The organism is Variovorax paradoxus (genome assembly GCF_022009635.1).
Taxonomy (GTDB): domain Bacteria; phylum Pseudomonadota; class Gammaproteobacteria; order Burkholderiales; family Burkholderiaceae_C; genus Variovorax.
In genome coordinates, this window is sequence record NZ_CP091716.1 from 5392828 (window position 1) to 5409331 (window position 16504).

Here is a 16504-nt window from a genome sequence, read left to right on the forward strand (position 1 = left end):
CCACCGTGTCCGAACTTGTCAAAGGGGGCGTCGCGCCCCTGTTCGACCGGCTGGCGTCGGCGCTGTCCGAGCACGCCCATGGGGTGCATCTCGAGACGATGGAGTCCGTGCAGGACTCCATCGGCCGCGAGCTGCGCCAGCTTTTCAACACCCGTTCGCCGCTGTCGATGGCCGACTACGCGCAAGGCAGCGGCACGGTGCTGGAGTACGGCATTCCCGATTTCTCCGCGCTCAGCGCGCAGAACACCACCGACCTGCAACAGCTTGCCGCAGTGCTGCGCCAGGCTGTGCAGCGCTATGAGCCGCGCCTGTCGGAAGTGAGCGTGCAGGTCAGCGCCACGCCCAACCGGCATGAAGTCGCGCGGGTGCGCATCGGTGCGCAGGCGCGGGCCGGGCTCGCGCTGCGCCGCGTCGACTTCGAGATGCTGCTCGGCACGCCGGACAGCCTGATGAAAGTCGCCTGACGTGTCCGACATCCAGCACAGCGACCTGCTGCAGTACTACAAGCGCGAACTGTCCTACCTGCGAGGACAGGGGGCGGACTTCGCCCAGCGCTACCCCAAGGTCGCCTCCCGGCTCTCGCTGCACGGCGGCGAATCGCTGGACCCGCATACCGAGCGGCTGATCGAATCGGTCGCCTTTCTTTCGGCGCGCGTGCACCGAGACCTCGACCAGGAATTTCCCGACGTCGCCTACGCGCTGCTCGACAACCTCTGCCCGTCGCTGGTGCAGCCGCTGCCCTCGATGTCGGTGGCGCAGTTCACGCTCGACCCGACGCAGGGCAAGGTCACGGCCGGCTTTCGCGTGCCGCGCCACACCATGCTGAATGCGCGCACCGCGCATCCGCATTCCGCGCCGGGCCAGGCCCCGCAGTCGCGCGAATGCCGCTTCCGCACCGCCTGGGACACCGTGCTGTGGCCGCTGCGCGTCTCGCATGCCGCCATCGACACCGACGCCGTACTGCGGCTCACGCTCGAGTGCGACGCCGGCACCGACTTCGCCGAGCTCGAGATCGACAACCTGCGCATTCACCTGCAGGGCGACTGGATGCTCACCATGCCGCTGTACGACGCGCTGGTGGCGGGCGTGAAGTCGGTCGGCGTCATGCCCGAAGGCGGCGCGCTGCAGATGCTGCCGCCCGACGCATGGCGCGAGGTCGGCTTCGCCGAAGGCGAAGAGGTGCTGCCGCAGCCCGCCAACGCACAGCCCGCCTACGGCCTGCTGCAGGAGTACTTCGCGTTTCCGCGCAAGTTCCATTTCTTCGACCTGCATCACCTGCGCGCGCGCCTGGGCCGCGGGCAGCGCTGCGACCTGGTGTTCCAGCTCGACCGGCCCACGCGCGCGCTGCGGCACCTGGACGCCGAGAACTTCCAGCTCGGCTGCACGCCCATCGTCAACCTGTTCCCGCGCGTGAGCGAGCCGCTGGTGATGGACCAGCGCCACTACGAATACATGCTGGTGCCCGACCGCCAGCGCGACGCGACCACCGAAGTGCATTCCATCGTCTCGGTGATCGCCTCCGACCCGGACGCCGACAAGCCGGTGAACGTGCCGGGCTTCGCCGCGCTCGGCCATGTGGACGGCGCCCAGGGCGCGCAGGGTTCGCAGGGCGCCGTGTTCTGGGCCGCCCGGCGCGAGCCCTGCCTGCGCCAGAACATTCCGGGCACCGACGTCTTCCTGTCTTTCGTCGACCAGGGCAAGACGCACAGCCGGCCCGCGCAACCTGTGGTGTATGCGCACCTGCTGTGCACCAACCGCCGGCTGGCCGAGCAAGTGCCCGTGGGCGCGCGGCTGGTGGCCGAAGGCCCGTCGCAGCCCACCAGCGTGCGCTGCCTTTACGAGCCCACCGCACAGCGCGACCCGCCGCTGGGCAGCGAGACGCTGTGGCGGCTGGTGTCGCTGCTCACGCTCAACCACCAGTCGCTGGTGGACGGCTCCACCGGCCGCGAGCAGCTGCGCGAGATGCTGCTGCTGTTCGCCTCCGACAGCCGGCGCGACCACGCGCAGATCCGCGGCATCGCCGGGCTCTCGGCGCGCGGCGTCACCGCCCACGTGGGCACCGAGGCCTGGCGCGGCTACTGCCGCGGCACGCAGGTCACGCTCGAATTCGAGGACGACGCCTTCGTCGGCGGCTCCCCTCTCATGATGTCGGCCGTGCTCGCGCGGTTCTTCGCCATGTACACCTCGGTGAACTCCTTCGTGCGCCTGGTGGTGCGCGACGGCGACGAAGTGCGCAAGCAATGGGCGCCGATGACGGGCCGGCAGGTCGTGCTGTGATCGAAGAACTCAGCGCCCGCCCGCAGGACTTCAACCTGTTCCAGGCCATCAGCCTGCTCGAGCGCGCCGCGCCCGACGCGGTGCCCGTGGGGCGCTCGCAAGGCCCGCGCGAACGCGAGGCCGTGCGGCTGCACGCCTTCGTCTCGCTGGCCTTCGAGGCCAGCGACGTGCGCGAGGTCGACACCGACGCCCCCACCGGCGAGCCCTTCTCGCTCACCACGCCCGCGCTCTCGCTGGGCGGCAGCGGCGGCCCGCTGCCGATGCCCGTCACCGAGATGCTGCTGGAGCGCCGGCAGCGGCGCGACCACGCGACGGCCGACTTCCTCGACATCTTCAACCACCGCTTCCTGGCCTTCCTGTACCGCAGCCGCCGCAAGCACCATGTGGCGCTCAACCCGCACTCGCCTTCCAGCTCGACCCTGGCGTCCACGCTGGATGCCGCCAGCGCGCTGGGCCTGCGCTCCGGCGTGCGCGCGCCCGACGGCTCTGCCCTGTGGCTGCGCCATGCGGGCCTGCTGGGCGGTGCGCCGCGCGGCATGACCGCCCTGCTGGCGCTGCTGCGCGACCGTCTCGGCGTGCAGGTGCAGGGCACGCAGTTCCGCGGCCGCTGGCTCGCGCTGGAGCCCGATGCCTCGGCGCGGCTGGACATGCGCACGCCGCTGGGCGGCGGCGCCGTGCTCGGCAAGCGCGTGTGGGACCAGGGCGCCGGCATCCGCCTCACGTTCAGCGACCTGAGCCAGCAGCGCCTGCGCGACCTGCTGCCCCGGGGCGCCGACCATGCGCTCGCCAAATGGCTGGTGCGCCGCTTCATTCCGCAGGACCTGAAGGTCGAGATGGAACTGCAACTGGCGCCCGCCGAACGGCGCAGCAGCCTGCTCGGCGCCGCGAACCCGATGCGCCTGGGCTGGACCTCGTGGGTCGCCGGCCCTTCTTTCCGGGGCACGCTGCCCCCCGTTCAACACACCCTGACCAGCGACGCCGGCGATGCCGGCGGCGCGCCCGGCGCCTGAGCCGCACATTCTTATGGACATCGACATCCGCACCCTGCTCGGCCGGCTCAACCCGGAATGCAAGCGCGCCATGGAACAGGCCGCCGAGCTGTGCGTGCAGCAGACGCACTACAACGTCGACCTCGAACACCTGCTGCTGAAGCTGGTGGACAACGACGCGCCCGACCTGCGGCTGGTGTTCGGCCGCTTCAGTATCCGGCCCGACACCGTGCAGTCGCAGCTGCAGAAGTCGCTGGACACCTTCAAGCGCGGCAACGGCCGCACGCCCAGCCTGGCGCCCGACTTCGCGCCGCTGTTCCAGGAAGCCTGGCTCATGAGCTCGATGCTGCTGGGCCAGCAGCACATCCGCTCCGGCACGCTGATGCTGGCGCTGCTGGACGTGGACCGCCTGCGCGGCCGGCTGGTCGACGCCGCGCCCGCGCTGCTGCAGATTCCGCGCGGCACGCTGCGCGACGAACTCGCGGGCCTGCTGCAGTCCTCGCCCGAGGACGCCGCCGCCTCGGCGCTGGCCGCCGCGCCTGTGGCTCCGGCGCCGGCCGCCAGCCAGCACAACCCGCCGAACACGCCGTCGCTGCCGGACGCCGGCGCACCGCCGCTGCAGATGCCCACCGCGCGCCGCGGCAGCTCGGCCACGCCTTCGCTCGACCAGTACACGGTCGACATGACGCAGCTCGCGCGCGACGGCGCGATCGACCCGATCCGCGGCCGCGACGGCGAGATCCGCCAGATCATCGACGTGCTGCTGCGTCGCCGCCAGAACAACCCCATCCTCACCGGCGAGGCCGGCGTCGGCAAGACGGCGGTGGTCGAAGGCTTCGCGCAGCGCGTGGTGCAGGGCGACGTGCCGCCCGCGCTGCGCCAGGTGTCGGTGCGCTCGCTCGACCTGGCGCTGCTGCAGGCCGGTGCCGGCGTGAAGGGCGAGTTCGAGAACCGGCTCAAGTCGGTCATCGCCGAGGTCAAGGCCTCGCCCACGCCGGTGATTCTTTTCATCGACGAGGCGCACCAGCTCATCGGCGCGGGCGGCGCCGAGGGCCAGGGCGACGCGGCCAACCTGCTCAAGCCGGCGCTGGCGCGCGGCGAACTGCGCACCATCGCCGCCACCACCTGGGCCGAATACAAGAAGTACGTGGAGCGCGACCCCGCGCTGGCGCGGCGCTTCCAGGTGGTGAAGGTCGAGGAGCCGAGCGAGGAAGTCGCCATCGACATGCTGCGCGGCATGGTCGAGACGCTGGAAAAGCACCACGGCGTGGAGATCATCGACGACGCGGTGCGCGAGGCCGTCAAGCTCTCGCACCGCTACATCACCGGCCGCCAGCTGCCCGACAAGGCCATCAGCGTGCTCGACACCGCCTGCGCGCGCGTGGCCATCGGGCAGAACGGGCTGCCGGCCGAGCTGGAATCGGCCGCGCGCGACATTGCCACAGGCGAAAGCGAACTGCGCGTGCTGCGCCATGAAGCAGCCACCGGCGGCGAGCACCAGGACGCCATCGCCACGCTCACCGCGAAGCTCGATGCGCTGCGCCAGAAGCACAAGCGCCTGTCGGACAAGCTCGACGAGGAGAAGCACGCGGTGATGGAGATCGTCGCGCTGCGCCGCAAGATCGCCGACAGCCTGCGCGACGACGCGCCGCCGCCCGACGAGGAGAACGACCCCGCGCTGCTCACCGCCGCGCTGCGCCGCCTCGAAAAAGGCCTGGAGGCGCTGCAGAGCGACGAGCCCATGGTGCCCGTGTGCGTCGACGGCGTGATGGTGGCCGAAGTCATCTCCGGCTGGACCGGCATCCCGGTCGGCAAGATGATGACCGACGAGCTGCACACGGTGCTCAACCTGAAGGAGAAGCTGGCCGAGCGCGTGGTCGGCCAGGACGACGCGCTGGACGCCATCGCGCGGCGCGTGCGCACCTTCCGCGCCGACCTCGACGACCCCGGCAAGCCGGTGGGCGTGTTCATGCTGGTGGGCCCCAGCGGCGTGGGCAAGACCGAGACCGCCTTCGCGCTGGCCGACCTGCTGTACGGAGGCGAGCGCAACGTCATCACCGTGAACATGTCGGAGTTCCAGGAGGCGCACACCGTCTCCAGCCTCAAGGGCGCGCCGCCCGGCTACGTGGGCTACGGGCGCGGCGGCGTGCTGACCGAGGCGGTGCGCCGCCGGCCCTACAGCGTGGTGCTGCTCGACGAGATGGAGAAGGCCCACCCCGACGTGCTGGAGCTGTTTTTCCAGGTGTTCGACAAGGGCACCATGGAAGACGGCGAAGGCGTGCAGATCGACTTCAAGAACACGCTGATCCTGCTGACCTCCAATGCGGCGCAGGACGTGATCACGCAGGCTTCGCAGGGCGGCCGCAGACCCGACCCCGAGGAGCTGGTGGAGCGCCTGCGCCCCGAGCTGCTCAAGCAGTTCAGCCCGGCTTTCCTCGGCCGGCTGGCGCTGGTGCCCTACCACCACCTGGGCGACGAGCAGATCCGCTCGATCGTGAATCTCAAGCTCGGCAAACTGGCGCGGCGCTTCGCGCTGAACCACCACGCCATCTTCACCTGGGACGAGCAGGTGGAAGACGCCATCACCGCCCGCTGCACCGAGGTGGACAGCGGCGCGCGCAACATCGACCACATCCTGGCCCACGCGGTGCTGCCCGAGCTCTCGCGCCAGGTGCTGGAGCGCATCTCGATGGCCGCCGCGTTCACCGAGGTGCACATGGGCATGGACGGCGGCGGCGCCTTCGCCTTCCGCTTCGAACCGGCAACGCTGAGCTGACGAACATGCGTGAAGGCTTCCTCCAGCACAACGCCTTCCTGACGGTGCAGACCGCGCTGGGTCCGGAAGACCTGCTGCTCGACACCTTCCAGGCAACCGAAGGGCTGTCGCGGCTGTTCGCCTGCTCGCTGACCATGCGCTCGCCCCTGGACACGATCAAGGGCGCCGACCTGATCGGCACCTCGGCCACCGTCACGCTGCAGCGGCCCGAGAAGAATGCGCGCCTGTTCAACGGGATCGTCTCGCGCTTCACCTACCTGGGCAGCAACCAGGACTTCGCGACCTACACGCTCGAGCTGGTGCCACGCATGTGGCTGCTCACGCTGGGCCGCGACCGGGTGATCTACCAGAACTTGAGCACGCCCGATATCGTGCAGAAGGTGCTCGGTGACTTCGCGGTGGATTGCCGCACGGCGCTGGAAGGCACCTATGCCCCGCGCGAGTACTGCGTGCGCTATGACGAGACGGCCTTCGACTTCGTCTCGCGCCTGATGGAAGAGGAAGGCATCTTCTATTTCTTCACCTTCACCGCCGACTCGCACACGCTGGTGCTGGCGGACAGCAAGTCGGCCTACGAGAGTTGCCCGAACGCGCAAGAGCTCCTCGTGCGCAGCGGCGAGGGAGGGGTTGGGCACACGCATTCGGTCACCCGCTTCGAGTCGGACGCCAGGCTGGTGACCAAGGACCACGAGGTGGACGACTACGACTTCCTCACGCCCGATACCAGCCTGCTCGCAAAGAACTCGGCCAAGGCCGGACGCGGCAGCGACTATGAATTTCCCTCGCGCGTCGCCGCATCGGCCGCCAGCGCGCGGGCGCGCATCCGCCAGGAAGAGCACCAGGTCGGCAGCCAGTCGGGACGCGGCGACAGCCATTGCCACTACCTGACGCCGGGCACCACCTTCAAGCTGAAAGAGCACCCACGCGCCGACTTGAACGACGAGTACGTGGTGCACAGCGTGCATCACCACGCCGAAAACGAGAACTACAGCAACAGCTTCGAGACCCTGCCGCTGAACACGCCCTTCCGCCCGCCGCGCCTGACACCGCGCCCTGTGGTGGCCGGCAGCCACACGGCGCGGGTGGTGGGGCCTTCCGGGCACGAGGTCTGGACCGACCAGCACGGTCGCATCAAGGTGCAGTTCCCGTGGGACCGCCTGGGCAAGAAAGACGACAAGAGCTCGTGCTGGATGCGCGTCTCGCAGATATGGGCCGGCGAGGGCTGGGGTGCGCTCTTCCTGCCGCGCATCGGGCAGGAAGTGGTCGTGAGCTATGTCGACGGCGACCCCGACCGGCCGCTGGTGTCGGGCAGCGTCTACAACGGCACGCACGTCACGCCGGTCGAGCTGCCGAGCGCTTCGTCGCAAAGCACGATCCGCTCGCGCTCGCTGCCGGGCGGCTCCGCGGGCAACGAGTTGCGCTTCGAGGACAAGAAAGACGCCGAAGAGCTCTACATGCATGCGCAGAAGGACATGCGCACCGAGATCGAGAACGACCTGACCACCAAGGTGATCGCCGGCAACGAGCTGCACACGGTCACCAAGGGCAATCGCACCGTCAAGGTCGACACGGGCAACGAGACCCACTCGGTCAAGGGCACGCGCGCGCTGGAAGTCACGGGCAACGAGACGCACGACAACAAGGCCAACTTCACGCAGACGGTCAGCGGCAACTACGAGCTCAAGGTTACGGGCAACCTGGTGATCGACGTGACGGGCACGCTGCTCATCAAGTCGGCCCAGACGCTGGACCTGAAGGCCGGCACCGACCTTGGCGCCAACGCCGGCATCAACTTCAAGGCCGAGGCCGGCGTGGCCCTGTCAGCCAAGGGCGGCGCCTCGCTGACGAACGAAGCGCCGTCGATCAGCAGCAAGGCTTCGGCCATGAACGCCGTCGAAGGCGGCGGCATGGTCACGCTCAAGGGCGGGCTGGTGAAGATCAATTGAAGAACGCCATGGCTCTTCCTTCTGCTTCATCCCTTGCAACGGCACCCGATGCCGTGGTGCGCGAGGCCCTGGACGGCGCCGGCCGCACGGTGGTGCGTGCTTCCTTCCTGGGCGACGTGCCGCACGGACCGATGCAGGTGTTCTCGGCCCCCGGCAAGCCCGCGATGGACGCGGCCTACCAGGCCGGCCTGCCGCACGGCACCATGCGCCTGTTCGACGAGCGCGGCCAGCTGCTGCAGGAAACCCAGCGCGTGGGCGGCGTGGCCGACGGCACGACACGCGGCTACTACCCCAGCGGCAAGCTGATGCAGACGCAGCAGCACGTGCGCGGCGCGCTGCACGGCGAGGCCGTGTCCTATGCGGAGTCGGGCGACGCCACGGCGCGGCTGCGCTACGTGGCCGGCCGGCTCGACGGCGAGGCAAGCTACTTCCACGAAGGCCGCATGATCCGGCGCGAGAACTACCGCGCCGGCGTGCTCGACGGCGAAGTGCTCGACTACCTGCCGGGCGGCGGCGTGGCGCAGTCGTCCACCTACGTGGCCAACGTGCTGCACGGCCCGCTGCGGCGCTTCTGGCCCAACGGCCAGCTGATGGAAGAAATCTCATACCGCCAGGGCAAGCCCTGGGGCAACCCGCGCCGCTTCGACGACGCGGGGCGCGAGATCGTGGCCACCGCCGCGCCACCGGGCTTCATGAAGAGCCTGGAAAAACTCGTGAGGGGGAGCTGAGCCATGGGAATGCACGTCTGCATGGGAGCCACGCTGCAGTGCAGCTTCGGCGCCGCGCCCTCGAGCCTTTCGGTGCTGCCCGTGGCCGGTGTGGTCACGAGCAACGTGCCGGGGGCCACCATCATGGACAACAAGCCCTTCGTCAACATCCTGCCCTTCGGCACCTGCAACAGCATGTCGAACCCGATGGTGGCGGCCGCCACCGCCGCCGCGCTCGGCGCCTTCACGCCGATGCCCTGCATTCCGGTAACCGCCGCGCCCTGGGCGCCGGGCTCGCCCACGGTGCTGCTGGGCAACATGCCCGCCCTGCAGGACAGCTCCAAGCTCGCCTGCAACTGGGGCGGCGTGATCCAGGTCGTCGTGCCGGGGCAGTTCACTTCCATGGTTCCCTGAACCGGTCACCGCCCACCTCCGCCCCACCCCATGTCGCAATACGTTTTCACGATGAGCTCACGCATGGTCGCCATCACGGCGGTCTGCCTGGTGCTGCTGTGCGTTCTCCTGTTCCTGATGGGCATCGAGATCGGCAAGCTGATGGCGCCCACGCCCGCTCCCGCCGCTGCCGCCGTCGTGGCGCCCGCGCCGCAACCTTCTTCTTCGCCTTCGCCCGCGCCGGCTCCCGCCGCCCCCACCCAATGACCAAAGTGATTCCAAGCATGTCGAACAACACACGACACCTCACGGGCATGCACATCGCGCTTCGGCGCCTTGCCCTTCCCGCCTTGCTGGCGTTTGCCGGCCTCTGCGCAAGCAGCGGCGCCGGCGCCGCGGGCGAACGCCCGGTGGCGCAGGGCGTGCTCACCGCGCCCGCCGCGCCGGCACCGGTGGTGACGCTCGCGGCTCCCGCGGCCGCGTCGCCCGCGACACTGGCGGCCGCAACCGACGCGCCGCCACCCGCGCCCCCGGCACCGGTGCTCACCAACGGCCTCGTGCGCGTGCCCGACGGCCGGCTGCTGGCACCCGACATCGCGCGCATCGTGATGCGCGGCGAGCTGGTGGTGGCCATGCTCAAGGTCGACACGCCGCCGTTCTTCTTCTTCGATGACAGCGGCCAGTGGACCGGGCTCGAAGTGGGCCTGGCGCAGTCGCTGGCCAAGGAACTGGGCGTCAAGCTGCGCTTCAACCGCGACGCCAGCACCTTCAACGCGGTGGTCGACCTGCTGGCCAGCGGCCAGGCCGACCTGGCCATCAGCAAGCTGTCGCGCACGCTGGCGCGCACGCAGACCATCGCCTTCAGCGACGCGTACCTCACGCTGAACCACTCGCTCATCCTGAACCGCGTGAAGTTCGCGCAGATCTCGCACGGGCGGCCGCTGCCGGAGGTCATCCGCAACTTCAACGGCAGCATCGGCGTGATCGCCAAGTCGTCCTTCGCGGACTACGCGCGCACCAACTTCCCGCACGCCAAGATTCAGGAATTCGCGACCTGGAACGAGGTGCTGGCGGCCCTGCACAAGGGCGAGATCGTGAGCGCGTACCGCGACGAGTTCGAGGTCAAGCGCGTGCTCAAGGCCGACCCCACCGTGTCGCTGGTGCTGCGCACCGTGACGCTGAAGGACCTGGAAGACACCCTGGGCATCGGCGTGGCCGTGACCGACCCCACGCTGCTGGCCTACGTCAACCAGTTCCTCGCCCAGCGCACCGAAAAGCTGGACATCCAGAAAGTCCTGCAGGCGCTCGACCGCTGAGCCGCAACGGACGCACACCCATCATGAATTCCTCCAAGTTCTACGCCTTCGTCCTCAACCCCTGGGTCGTGATCATCAGCCTGGGCGCCGGCGTCGCCTTCGGCATGCTCGCGCCCGCGCTCGCAACCACGCTGGGCTTCGTGGGCGACATCTACGTCGACCTGCTGAAGATGATCACGCTGCCCTTCATGGTCTCGGCCGTGATCTTCAGCCTGCAGCGGCTGTTCCGCGACGGCGGCACCGCCAGCCTGCTGGGCCGCGTGGCGCTGGTGTTCCTCGCGTTCTCGGCCTTCGTGGCGATTGCCGGCGCGGCCACGCTGCTGATTCTTCGCCCCGGCGAGAACCTGCCCAGCACCACCATGCAGACCTTCGGCCAGATCGTGGGCGGCGACCTGAGCGCCAGCGACACGGCCATGAACCTGCGCGGCGTGGACGAAGTGAAGAAGACCGCCAGCTTCGCCGACATGCTGGTGAGCCTGGTGCCGGCCAACATCTTCTCGGCGCTGGCCAACGGCGACACGCTCAAGACGCTGGTGTTCGCGCTGCTGTTCGGCCTGGCGGTGGGGCATGTGCCCACGCGCATTTCCGACGGCCTGACGCAGGCGCTGGAGACGGTCTATCACGCCTGCCAGACGCTGATGCGCTGGCTGAGCTTTCCGCTGCCGGTGGTGCTGTTCTGCATGAGCGCGGCGCAATTGGGCAAGACGGGCATAGAGCCGTTGAGGGCGATGGGCGCCTTCGTGGTGGCCTTCCTGGTGGTGTCGGTGCTGCTGCTGGCGGTGGCGGCGGTGATCATCTGGAAGCGCTCCAACGGCACGCTGGGGCAGACGCTCAACGCGCTGCGCGGCCCCTTCGCGCTGGCGCTGGCCACGCGCAGCAGCGCCACCTGCATGCCGATCATGATCGAGAGCCTGGTCACGCGGCTGGGCTTCGCGCGCTCGCGGGTGGAGCTGCTGGTGCCGCTCACGGTCTCGCTGCTGCGCATCGGGCCGGTCGTGTATTACGTGTGCGCCACGCTCTTCATTGCGCAGATCTACGGGCGCTCGCTGTCGCCGGTGGAGATCGGCATCGTGCTCACCTCGTCGGTGCTCGCGGGCTTCGCATCGGCTGGCATGACGGGGCTGGTGACGGTGTCGCTCATCGGCATGACCTGCACCTACCTGGGCCTGCCCTTCGAGGCGGCGTTCATCCTGTTCCTGGCGGTGGACCCGGTTTGCGACATGCTGCGCACGCTGGTGCTGGTCATCGGCAACACCGCGGCCGTCGCGGTGGTGTGCCCGCGGCCCTTGAAGATCTAGGGAGCACGGCCTCATGTCACGCATCGGCGTTCTCGGCGGCATGGGTCCATCGGCCACGGTGGACTTCATGGAAAAGATCATCCAGCTCACGCCCGCCACGCGCGACCAGGAGCACCTGCCGGTGATCGTGGCCAACCTGCCGCACGTGCCCGACCGCTCCAGCGCCATCCTGGGCACGGGGCCCGACCCGCTGGCCGCGCTGCTCGCGGGCATCGACGTGCTCAACAGCATCGGTGTGGGCGTGGTGGCGATTCCCTGCAACTCGTCGCACCACTGGTATGCGCAGATGGTGGCGCACAGCCGGGCGCCGGTGATCCACATCGCGCAGTCCTGCGTGGCCGCCGTCGCCACGGCGCCGGACGGCCGGGCGGCGCGGGTAGCGGTGCTCGCCACGCGCGGCGCGCTGGCCTCGGGCTTCTACCAGGAGGCGCTGCGCGAGCGCGGCATCGACTTCCTGGTGCCCGATGCCTCTACCGGGCAGGACCATGTGGACGCCTGCATCCGCGCCGTGAAGGCCGGCGACGTGCAGGCCGGCGCGGCCGCCTTCGAGCTTGCGCTCGAAGCACTGGCCGCCACCGGCGCCACCGCCGTGATCATGGGCTGCACCGAACTGCCGATTGCAGCGCATGCCGCGCACGCCGCCGAGCACAGCGCCCTCACGCTGATCGACAGTTCGCTGGAGCTGGCCCGCGCCACGGTCGCCTTCGCGCTCGACAAGGGATGGAACAAGCCGACATGGGTTTCCTGACGCGCATGTCCCACAGCCTGCTCGCCCTGCTGCTGTGCATGGCGGCAGGCGGCGTCGCGGGCATCTATGCGCCCGCGGTGGGCGACGTGGCCTACACGGCGGCGCAGGTGTACCTGTCGATCGTGAGCATGGCGGCCATTCCGCTGCTGGTGGTGGCCACCTTCTTCGGCCTGCGCCAGACCATGGGCCTGCCCTTTCCGGCGCGGCGCATCGCGATGATCGCGGGCCTGGCGCTGCTGCTGGTGGCCAGCTGCGCGGCCACCGGCCTCGCGCTGGGCTGGGTGAACTCGCCGGGCGCGCATCTCGACGCCGACCTGCGCGAGCACCTGGGCGAACTGGTGCAGAAGGCCGGCGACGGCGGCGACATGGAGATGCGGCTGTACGACAACGGCGTGCAGGCCACGCCGGTCGAGCGCCCGCGCGCCACGCTGCTGCCCGACAACTTCTTCCGCGCGCTGGTGGAGGGCCGCTCGCTGGGCATCCTGTCGTGCGCGCTGCTGTTCGGCCTGGCCTTCGCGGCGCTGGCGCGCACGCAGCACAACGCGCTCAACCACATGTTCGAGGGCATCTACCGCACGCTCGAACTCATCATCGCGCGCGCCAACATCCTGCTGCCGGTAGTGGCCTTCGGCATGTCGGCGCATGTGTTCTCCGAGACCGACGCGGTGACGATCCGCGCGATGCTCGGCTTTTTGCTGCACTTCGTGGTGCTGGTGGCGCTGCTGGGCATGGCCGCCATCGCGGTGATCCACCGGCGCGGCAACCAGCCGCTCGTCGAAGTGCTGCAGCACCTGAAGACGCCAATGCTGGTGAGCCTGGTGTCGTCGAGCACCACCGCCAGCATTCCGCACACCATCGAGGCGATGAGCGCGCGCCTGGGCTTCAGCCGCGGCATCGTGGAGCTGGTGGTTCCCACCGCCTCTGTGTTCCTGCGCGCGGGCTCGGCGCTCTACTACGTGCTGCTCGCGCTGTTCGTGGCCAACCTGTACGACCGCACGCTGAGCGCGGCCGACATCGGAATGATCGGCACCGGCGCCACGGTGGCCGCCTTTGCTTCGGCCGGCAACAACAGCCTGACCAACGTGGGCTACGCGGGCATCGTGCTGTCGCTGCTGCAGTTGCCCATCGAGGCGGCGCTCGCGCTCTTCCTGGCCATCGACCTGATCTGCGAAGGCCCGCGCAACCTGCTCACGCTGCTGGCGAGCTGTGCGCTGATCGCCATCGTCTCGGCCGGCCTGCCCTCTGAGCGTGTGACCGCGCCCGCGGCCGACACGGCGCCCGTGCAGCCGCTGCGCTTCGTGCTCACGCGCGGCAACGTCTACCTGCTGGCCGGCTGCAGCGTGCTGGCCTCCCTGCTGATCCTGCTGATGGGCATTGCCGTGGGTGCACGGCAGGCCGTCCAGCCCTCCGCCGCGTACGCGACTTCGGCCGCGGCGAACCCTGGAATCTCGCGATGAACCGGACCTCGACTTTCTTCAGATGGATCGCCGCCGCGCTGCTCGTGGCACAGCTGGCCGCATGCGGCAGCCTCTTTCCCAAGGGCACGCGCGTGGACTGGAGCGAGCTCACGCTGTCGGCCGCGCCCAACGCCAACCAGAACAGCCCGGTGGCGGTCGACGTGGTGATGGTGCTGGACGAAGCCATGCTCGCCCGCGTCACCGAACTCACCGCCGCCAAGTGGTTCGGCGCGCGCGCCGACCTGCAGAAGACCTTCCCGCAGAGCCTGTCGTACCTCTCCTGGGAGCTGGTGCCGGGCCAGACGATCCGCGTGCCCTCCAGCGCCATCGGCTCGCCGCGCGTGGCGGCCGTGCTCGTCTTCGCGAACTACACCACACCCGGCGCCAACCGCGTGCGGGTGGAAGACCTCAAGGGCGCCGTCGTCGCCCGCTTCGACATTCAAAGCTTCGACGTGTCGACCACGCGTTGAACAACCCGGACCTTTCAACAGTGAACACAGTCCCCATCACCGACCGCGTCGAGTGGCATGAAGGCATGCTGCTGTCGCCGCAGCACTTCCAGCAGTTCTCGGCGCGCATGGATTCCCTCGTGGCCTGGCAGACGCTGGCCGCCGCACCCTTCAGCTGGGGCGTGCGCCGCCTGGTGTTCGACCACGGCCTGCTGCCCACCGGCATGCTGCGCGTGCTGGCGCTCGAAGCCATCCTGCCGGACGGCACCGCCGTGCAGTATTCGGCCGCCGAGGCCGCGCACGGCACGCTGGAGCTGTCGCTGGCGCCGCATGCCGATCAGTTGGCCAACGAGCCGCTCGACATCTACCTCACGCTGCCGGTCACCGGCCCCGCGCGGCATCGCGCCGCGACCGTGCGCTTTCGCTCGGTGGCCGGCGCGCCGGTGGAAGACGCGGTGTCCGACGCCGAGCCCGCGAACATCCCGCGCATGCTGCCGCGCCTGGCGCTCAGCGCGGGCGCCGTGCCGCCCGGCACGCATGTGCATCTGCGCCTGGGCCAGGTGTTCAAGGACAACGAGGTGGTCAAGCTCGGCGACGCGCAGCCGCCGCTGCTGGAAGTGGCGCGCGACAACCCGCTGTGGACGGCCGCGGCCGCCCTGCTGGGCCAGTTGCGCGGCAAGGCCGCCTTCGTGGCCAAGCAGACGGCCGTGCCCTCTTCTCGCGTGGACGACCGGCTGGCGCACCTGGAGCTGAAGGACCGGCTGCGCAGCCTGCTGTCGGGCCTGCCGCATGCCGAGGCCGTGCTGCGCACGCCGCACCTGCATCCGCTGCCGATGTACTGGTCGCTGTGCGCGCTGCTGGCCTCGCTGAGCCTGCTGCGGCCGGGCGGCCTGCCGCCGGTGCCGATGGACTACGACCATGCGAACCCGTCGCTCGTATTCCAGCCGCTGCTGCTGGCGCTGCGCGACGCGGTGTCCGAAGTGAGCCAGGAGTACCGCGAGCACAAGTTCGAGTTCCGCCAGGGCGCCTTCGAGACCACGCTGCAGCCGCAATGGCTGGCCGGCAAACGCATCGTGGTCGGCCTGCGGGGCCAGTCGGACAAGGACATCCAGGCCTGGATGAAGAGCGCCATCGTGGGCTCGCAGTCGGCCTACCGCTCGCTGCGCGAAGACCGCTGGCCGGGCGCGCAGCGCAACCCCATCGACTCGGCCGACGAGCTCGGCCTGCGCCCCGGTTCGGGCTACCTGCTCTACGAGATCCAGACCAGCGCCAAGCTGACCGTGCCCGGCGAGCTGCTGGTGATTGCCAACGAAGGCTCCACCGCGCTGCCTCCGCAGGAAATCGTGCTGTTCATCAAGGACTGACCCCCATGGCACGCACCCTCCCCGACCTTGCGGTCGACGACCACATCACCAAGCAGTTCCGCGCCTTCTACGACGAGATCGTGAAGGCCCGCGACCGCACCGCCGAATCGCGCGAGACCGACCCCGACCTGGTGGCGCAGGCGCTGGCCCGCCACCTGGAAAACCTGCTGGAGCTGCAGTCGCTCGAATCGCGCCGCGACAGCACCCGCTTCGAACTCGAGAACGTGGCCGACGCGCGCTACCTGAAGGCCGCGCTGGCCGACGAGATCCTGCTGCAAACGCCGTGGGTCGGGCGCGAGCGCTGGACCGCGCACCTGCTGGAGACTTCGCTCTTTCGCACCAACATCGCGGGCGACCTGGTGTTCAACCGCATCGAGGAGCTGCTGTCGGGCCGCGAGCCCTCCAAGCGCGACATTGCGCGGCTGTATCTCTTTGCGCTGGCGCTGGGCTTCCAGGGCAAGTACCGCGGCAACGGCGACACGGCCCGCCTGCTCGGCTACCGCGAGGAGCTGTTCCAGTTCGTCTACCAGCGTCCGGCCGACTTCTCGGGCCGCGACCGCGTGGTGTCGGAGCGGGCCTATGCCAGCACGCTCTCGCACATCGCGCCGCGCAAGCTGCCCACGCTGAGCCGCTGGACGGTGCTGTTCCTGCTGAGCGCCGCCACGCTGCTGGCGGTGTCGGAACTGCTGTGGCTGTGGCAATCGTGGCCGGTGCGGCAGGTGCTGCAGCCGGGCGCGGTCGATGCGTCGGGGGCCTGGCAGCGATGAACGACATGCGCCCATCA

Annotated in this window: 15 protein-coding genes; all 15 read left to right on the forward strand. The window is 69.6% G+C overall.

Annotated elements, in window-relative coordinates; genetic code table 11:
• The first annotated feature begins 5 nt into the window (after positions 1–5).
• From tssE to L3V85_RS25050, 15 genes are read left to right on the forward strand one after another with little or no spacing between them, the layout of a single operon-like run.
• On the forward strand, positions 6–464 hold the full coding sequence (gene tssE, locus L3V85_RS24980) for a type VI secretion system baseplate subunit TssE (RefSeq protein WP_237675370.1): 459 nt from the start codon (positions 6–8) through the stop codon (positions 462–464).
• Positions 465–474: 10 nt separating this feature from the next.
• Positions 475–2277: a type VI secretion system baseplate subunit TssF gene (tssF, locus tag L3V85_RS24985; RefSeq protein ID WP_237680642.1), complete on the forward strand. Its 1803-nt coding sequence runs from the start codon at positions 475–477 to the stop codon at positions 2275–2277.
• Positions 2241–3287: a type VI secretion system baseplate subunit TssG gene (tssG, locus tag L3V85_RS24990; protein WP_237675371.1), complete on the forward strand. Its 1047-nt coding sequence runs from the start codon at positions 2241–2243 to the stop codon at positions 3285–3287. The genes tssF and tssG overlap by 37 nt, the downstream gene beginning before the upstream one ends.
• A 13-nt stretch (positions 3288–3300) precedes the next feature.
• Entirely contained in the window at positions 3301–6042 is a 2742-nt protein-coding gene (gene tssH / locus L3V85_RS24995) for a type VI secretion system ATPase TssH (RefSeq protein WP_237675372.1), read from the forward strand.
• Between the two features lie 5 nt (positions 6043–6047).
• Positions 6048–7988, forward strand: a complete 1941-nt coding sequence (locus tag L3V85_RS25000; protein ID WP_237675373.1) for a type VI secretion system Vgr family protein — start codon at positions 6048–6050, stop codon at positions 7986–7988.
• A gap of 8 nt (positions 7989–7996) precedes the next feature.
• Positions 7997–8716 carry a toxin-antitoxin system YwqK family antitoxin gene (locus L3V85_RS25005; RefSeq protein ID WP_237675374.1) on the forward strand — a complete coding sequence of 240 codons (720 nt, stop codon included), beginning with the start codon at positions 7997–7999 and terminating at the stop codon, positions 8714–8716.
• Positions 8717–8719: 3 nt separating this feature from the next.
• Complete coding sequence (locus L3V85_RS25010; protein WP_237675375.1) at positions 8720–9109, forward strand: DUF4280 domain-containing protein; 390 nt, start codon at positions 8720–8722, stop codon at positions 9107–9109.
• Between the two features lie 30 nt (positions 9110–9139).
• Positions 9140–9355, forward strand: coding sequence for a hypothetical protein (locus L3V85_RS25015; protein ID WP_237675376.1), 216 nt, complete (start codon positions 9140–9142; stop codon positions 9353–9355).
• Positions 9356–9372: 17 nt separating this feature from the next.
• Complete coding sequence (locus L3V85_RS25020; RefSeq protein WP_237675377.1) at positions 9373–10404, forward strand: ABC transporter substrate-binding protein; 1032 nt, start codon at positions 9373–9375, stop codon at positions 10402–10404.
• 23 nt (positions 10405–10427) lie between these two features.
• Positions 10428–11702, forward strand: coding sequence for a dicarboxylate/amino acid:cation symporter (locus L3V85_RS25025; RefSeq protein WP_237675378.1), 1275 nt, complete (start codon positions 10428–10430; stop codon positions 11700–11702).
• Positions 11703–11715: 13 nt separating this feature from the next.
• Positions 11716–12450, forward strand: coding sequence for an aspartate/glutamate racemase family protein (locus tag L3V85_RS25030; protein ID WP_237675379.1), 735 nt, complete (start codon positions 11716–11718; stop codon positions 12448–12450).
• Positions 12423–13907 carry a dicarboxylate/amino acid:cation symporter gene (locus L3V85_RS25035; protein WP_237675380.1) on the forward strand — a complete coding sequence of 495 codons (1485 nt, stop codon included), beginning with the start codon at positions 12423–12425 and terminating at the stop codon, positions 13905–13907. The genes L3V85_RS25030 and L3V85_RS25035 overlap by 28 nt, the downstream gene beginning before the upstream one ends.
• Complete coding sequence (locus tag L3V85_RS25040) at positions 13904–14377, forward strand: hypothetical protein (RefSeq protein WP_237675381.1); 474 nt, start codon at positions 13904–13906, stop codon at positions 14375–14377. The genes L3V85_RS25035 and L3V85_RS25040 overlap by 4 nt, the downstream gene beginning before the upstream one ends.
• 20 nt (positions 14378–14397) lie before the next feature.
• Entirely contained in the window at positions 14398–15720 is a 1323-nt protein-coding gene (gene tssK, locus L3V85_RS25045; RefSeq protein WP_272934102.1) for a type VI secretion system baseplate subunit TssK, read from the forward strand.
• A 5-nt stretch (positions 15721–15725) separates the two neighbouring features.
• Positions 15726–16487 (forward strand): DotU family type IV/VI secretion system protein, encoded by a 762-nt coding sequence (locus L3V85_RS25050; protein ID WP_237675382.1) that lies wholly within the window; start codon positions 15726–15728, stop codon positions 16485–16487.
• Positions 16488–16504: the final 17 nt, after the last annotated feature.

Coding starts and splice junctions, on each gene's coding strand:
- tssG (WP_237675371.1), top strand. CDS start 2,241: ATGGGCGCCGATGACGGGCCGGCAGGTCGTGCTGTGATCGAAGAACTC.
- L3V85_RS25040 (WP_237675381.1), top strand. CDS start 13,904: ATGAACCGGACCTCGACTTTCTTCAGATGGATCGCCGCCGCGCTGCTC.
- L3V85_RS25010 (WP_237675375.1), top strand. CDS start 8,720: ATGGGAATGCACGTCTGCATGGGAGCCACGCTGCAGTGCAGCTTCGGC.
- L3V85_RS25005 (WP_237675374.1), top strand. CDS start 7,997: ATGGCTCTTCCTTCTGCTTCATCCCTTGCAACGGCACCCGATGCCGTG.
- tssH (WP_237675372.1), top strand. CDS start 3,301: ATGGACATCGACATCCGCACCCTGCTCGGCCGGCTCAACCCGGAATGC.
- L3V85_RS25025 (WP_237675378.1), top strand. CDS start 10,428: ATGAATTCCTCCAAGTTCTACGCCTTCGTCCTCAACCCCTGGGTCGTG.
- L3V85_RS25050 (WP_237675382.1), top strand. CDS start 15,726: ATGGCACGCACCCTCCCCGACCTTGCGGTCGACGACCACATCACCAAG.
- L3V85_RS25000 (WP_237675373.1), top strand. CDS start 6,048: ATGCGTGAAGGCTTCCTCCAGCACAACGCCTTCCTGACGGTGCAGACC.
- L3V85_RS25020 (WP_237675377.1), top strand. CDS start 9,373: ATGTCGAACAACACACGACACCTCACGGGCATGCACATCGCGCTTCGG.
- L3V85_RS25035 (WP_237675380.1), top strand. CDS start 12,423: ATGGAACAAGCCGACATGGGTTTCCTGACGCGCATGTCCCACAGCCTG.
- L3V85_RS25030 (WP_237675379.1), top strand. CDS start 11,716: ATGTCACGCATCGGCGTTCTCGGCGGCATGGGTCCATCGGCCACGGTG.
- L3V85_RS25015 (WP_237675376.1), top strand. CDS start 9,140: ATGTCGCAATACGTTTTCACGATGAGCTCACGCATGGTCGCCATCACG.